Origin of the sequence: Dialister sp. UBA1703, assembly GCA_002320515.1 — a bacterium.
Taxonomy (GTDB): domain Bacteria; phylum Bacillota; class Negativicutes; order Veillonellales; family Dialisteraceae; genus Dialister.
Genome location: DCJJ01000027.1, coordinates 4,638 through 8,073, shown reverse-complemented (window position 1 = coordinate 8,073; position 3,436 = coordinate 4,638). Strand labels below are relative to the sequence as shown.

Annotated in this window: 3 protein-coding genes; all 3 read right to left on the bottom strand. The window is 56.9% G+C overall.

Features of this window, described 5'->3' with window-relative positions; translation table 11 throughout:
- Nucleotides 1-565: 565 nt before the first annotated feature.
- The 3 genes from B2Y11_RS01495 to xseA are packed head-to-tail and all read right to left on the bottom strand — an operon-like array spanning nucleotide 566 to nucleotide 2,721.
- Nucleotides 566-1,444, bottom strand: a complete 879-nt coding sequence (locus B2Y11_RS01495; RefSeq protein ID WP_291055248.1) for a polyprenyl synthetase family protein — start codon at nucleotides 1,442-1,444, stop codon at nucleotides 566-568.
- Nucleotides 1,404-1,667, bottom strand: coding sequence for an exodeoxyribonuclease VII small subunit (gene xseB / locus B2Y11_RS01490; protein ID WP_291055245.1), 264 nt, complete (start codon nucleotides 1,665-1,667; stop codon nucleotides 1,404-1,406). Before xseB ends, B2Y11_RS01495 begins: the two co-directional genes overlap by 41 nt.
- The gene (xseA, locus tag B2Y11_RS01485; RefSeq protein ID WP_291055242.1) at nucleotides 1,657-2,721 is read right to left on the bottom strand and encodes an exodeoxyribonuclease VII large subunit; all 1,065 of its coding nucleotides are present in this window, start codon (nucleotides 2,719-2,721) and stop codon (nucleotides 1,657-1,659) included. The genes xseB and xseA overlap by 11 nt, the downstream gene beginning before the upstream one ends.
- Between the last annotated feature and the right edge of the window lie 715 nt (nucleotides 2,722-3,436).

Here is a 3,436-nt window from a genome sequence, read left to right as displayed (position 1 = left end):
GGAGTGACTCCAGTTCCCTTGCCACCCCTGTTCAGGGGGAAGAATAGGTTTCTATGCTTCCCTGCAAAGGCATGGGTCCATGGCTAAGCACCCACCTTCCCACCAGCGAAGCTGGGGGGAAGGTGGTGGCGCCTGCCACCAAAGGGGGTGCCTCTTTTCCATCGCCCGCCAGGACGGTTGTATGGTTTTCCTAGCACACCAGCTCACTAGCCCACTAAATCGGTTTTATTTATACTGGCGCCCCTTCTTATTAAAGGGCACCCACCGAGGCCTTTCCCCCTGAGCGAAGCGATGCAACCCTTCTATACAACCCATGGCACCGAGGGCCGTCAGGCCCGATGGACGCCATATGCCCCTCTGCCGCGCAGCGGCAGGCCCCTTCGGGAATACAGCCCACCGCCCCGCCGACTGGTATTTACCACCATCTATCACACTTTCGACGTATACCGAGATCCTTCGCTATCGCTCAGGATGACGGTTGCCCGGCGGGGCTCCCCAGCCGGCAGCCGGTAGCCGATAGCAGTCCCGATCCCGATCCCGACTGCGCCCCAAAGGGGCGCGTCCATTATTTCTTTCTATGCAGCAGCAGATCGGTGAGTTCATAGAGAATTGTACTATCAAAAGGCAGTTTTGCCAATGCCTCTTTTGCCAGCGCTGCTTCTTCTTCCGCAAAGGCTTTGGCCTTTTCCAGTCCCAGGATGGTGGTGAAGGTGGATTTATGGTCCTTTTCGTCCTGTCCGGGCATTTTACCCATGTCTTCCAGATTTCCTGTCTCATCCAGGAGGTCGTCGGTAATCTGGAAGAGGAGGCCCAGGTGGATGGCAAAGTTTTCCAGGAGGAGTCTTTCCTTCATCGCCGTTCCTGCAATGGCGCAGGCCATGGAAACGGGGGCGGTGAGGAGGCAGCCGGTTTTGCAGGCATCCAGGGTTTTGAGCTCATCCAGGGTGAGATGCTTCCCTTCTGCCTCCATATCATGGGCCTGGCCTCCCACCATGCCCATGGGACCGGCGGCTCTGGCCAGAATGTCTATGAGCTTGATTCTTACATGGGAAGGAACCTCTTTTTCTTCCGCCAGAAGCTGGAAGGCAAAGGTCAGAAGGCCGTCGCCTGCCTGGGTGGCCATGCCTGCGCCGAAGACTTTATGGTTCGTAAGACGGCCGCGGCGGTAGTCGTCGTTATCCATGGCAGGAAGGTCGTCGTGGATAAGGGAATAGGTGTGCACGCATTCCAAAGCGCAGGCGGCGTCCATATACCGGCTGCTGTCTACACCCAAAACGTCCAGCACCGTAAGGAAAAGGAAGGGGCGGATTCGCTTGCCCCCTGCCAGGAGGCTGTAGTTCATGGCGTCGTAGAGGGTCTTGTGCTCCACCCGGTCCGCCTTTAAAAGAACCGCCAGCCTGTCATTAATGAGTTTCTGCTTTGTCTTCAGCGCTTCCCGAATCATGGGACTCCATCTCCTTTTCCAGCAAATCCTCGGTCTTTTGGGAAATCACCGTGAGCTCCCCGTCCACCTCGTTCAGGATGGAAAGGCAGCGGCCCGCCGCCTCCATGCCTTCTCTGTAGACAGCAGCCATTTCCTCCATACCCGCCTCTCCGGAGGAAATCCGGCGGGCTGCGTCTTTTAAAATATGCATGCTTTCTTCAAATGTCAGCGATTTATCGTCCATGTCCGCCGCTCCTTTCCTTAAGGCAGATCAGATTTTCCAATACCTCCCGGTAGCGGGATTTGAGCTGCCTTTCCATTCCCCTGTCCAATACCAGCACGTGCCCTTTGATTTCCTGACGGAGATGGGTAAGACGCTCTTTTGAAGTAGTTTCCTTCATGGAAATCAGGATTTCCGCGATTTCGTGCTTCTCCTTACGGAAACGGGATTTCCTTCCCTCATCCAGCTCCCCTAGAGCCCCCGAAAGCAGGGAAATCCAGGCCTTCCTTTCAGGGATGGCGATTTCCGCCGCCTGGGTAGGCGTGGAAGCCCGGCGGTCGGCGGTGAGGTCCGCCAGGGTGGTGTCCGTCTCGTGGCCTACGGCGGAAATCACCGGCAGGGGGCAGGAATGAATGGCATCCAGCAGCACCCTTTCATTAAAGGGCGACAAATCATCCTCCGCTCCCCCGCCCCGGGCCAGGATGATAACATCCGGTCGGTCAGAAGCTCCGGCAGCTTCGGAAATCTTTGCCGCCATATCCGCTGCCGCCCCCGCTCCCTGTACGGACGTGCTGTAAAGGGTGTAACGGACGCAGGGATTCCTCATGCGCCCCGTCTTCACGATATCATGCACCACGACGCCGCTTTCCGACGATACGATGGCTATATGAAAAGGAAAAGGCGGAAGAGGCTTCTTCCGGAAAGGGTCGAAATACCCCGCCCTCTCCAGCTCCCGCACCATATTTTCCTTCTCTTCCAGACGGCTGCTCTTCCTCACATCCAGAATACGCTCCACGAAAAGAGAAGGCCAGCCGGAAAAGGTATTGTACCGGATATCCCCCACCACCGTGGCCTCCATGCCGCTCTCCAAATTCCGGGTAAGAAAGGCACTCCCCATCCTGCCGATGACGCAGAAAAGACGGGACTCCTCCCCCAGAAGGGTGAAATAAGTGACGCCGGAGAAATGAGAATGCACAGAAGAAATCGTCCCCCGCACCGCCACATGGCTGAATATATAGTCCTTTTTCATGCGCCCCGCCAGAAGACGGCCGCATTCGCTTACAGAATAGATTTTCATAGTTTTATGACACGCCCTTTAGGCGTGAGGGTGGACGGCCCTACGGGCCGAAGGTTATGGCCGCCTGACGGCGGCGGGTTGTATAAAAAGGTTGTGTTCACTTCACTCATGGGGGAGGTGGCGGCTTCGCCGCAAGTAAAAAAGGGGCGCGGCTGGCGCCGCAGGTTGTGTAGAAGGGGGCAGGGAAAAGGTTCAAAGAGGAAGGTTGACGCCCGCTACGCGGGCGAAGGTTATGGCCTGCTGACGCAGGCAGGTTGTGTTCGCATGCGCTCAAGGGGCGACAGCCCTATCGGGCTGAGGTTGATGGATTGGATTGCCCTGCGGGCAATGAGTATAAAGTCAGCGTTACGGGATTGGCTTTCTATGTCATATGGTATGATAAGCACTACGATGATGAGCCACCTTCGGTGGCTCCCCCCCCTTTGGTGCCTTACGGCACCACCTTCCCTCCGCAGAGCGGTGGGACTATAAAAATCTGAAAGTCAGTCTCCTCATAATCGATTCTACTGTGCTCCTGTATAGGTGGCGCCAGCCACCAAAGGGGGATTGCATTTCCTCGCCCGTCAGGGCGGTTGTATGGTTTTCGCCGCCAAAGGCGGCATAAAAAATGGCGCCGAAGGCGCCCACCTCGCCAGCGCAGCGATACTATATAACTCCCGAGGGCGAGAGCCCGGAGCCCGCCTGTAAGGCGTCAGCCGATCACAGGCAGAACCCT

Coding starts and splice junctions, on each gene's coding strand:
- B2Y11_RS01495 (WP_291055248.1), bottom strand. CDS start 1,444: ATGATTCGGGAAGCGCTGAAGACAAAGCAGAAACTCATTAATGACAGG.
- xseB (WP_291055245.1), bottom strand. CDS start 1,667: ATGGACGATAAATCGCTGACATTTGAAGAAAGCATGCATATTTTAAAA.
- xseA (WP_291055242.1), bottom strand. CDS start 2,721: ATGAAAATCTATTCTGTAAGCGAATGCGGCCGTCTTCTGGCGGGGCGC.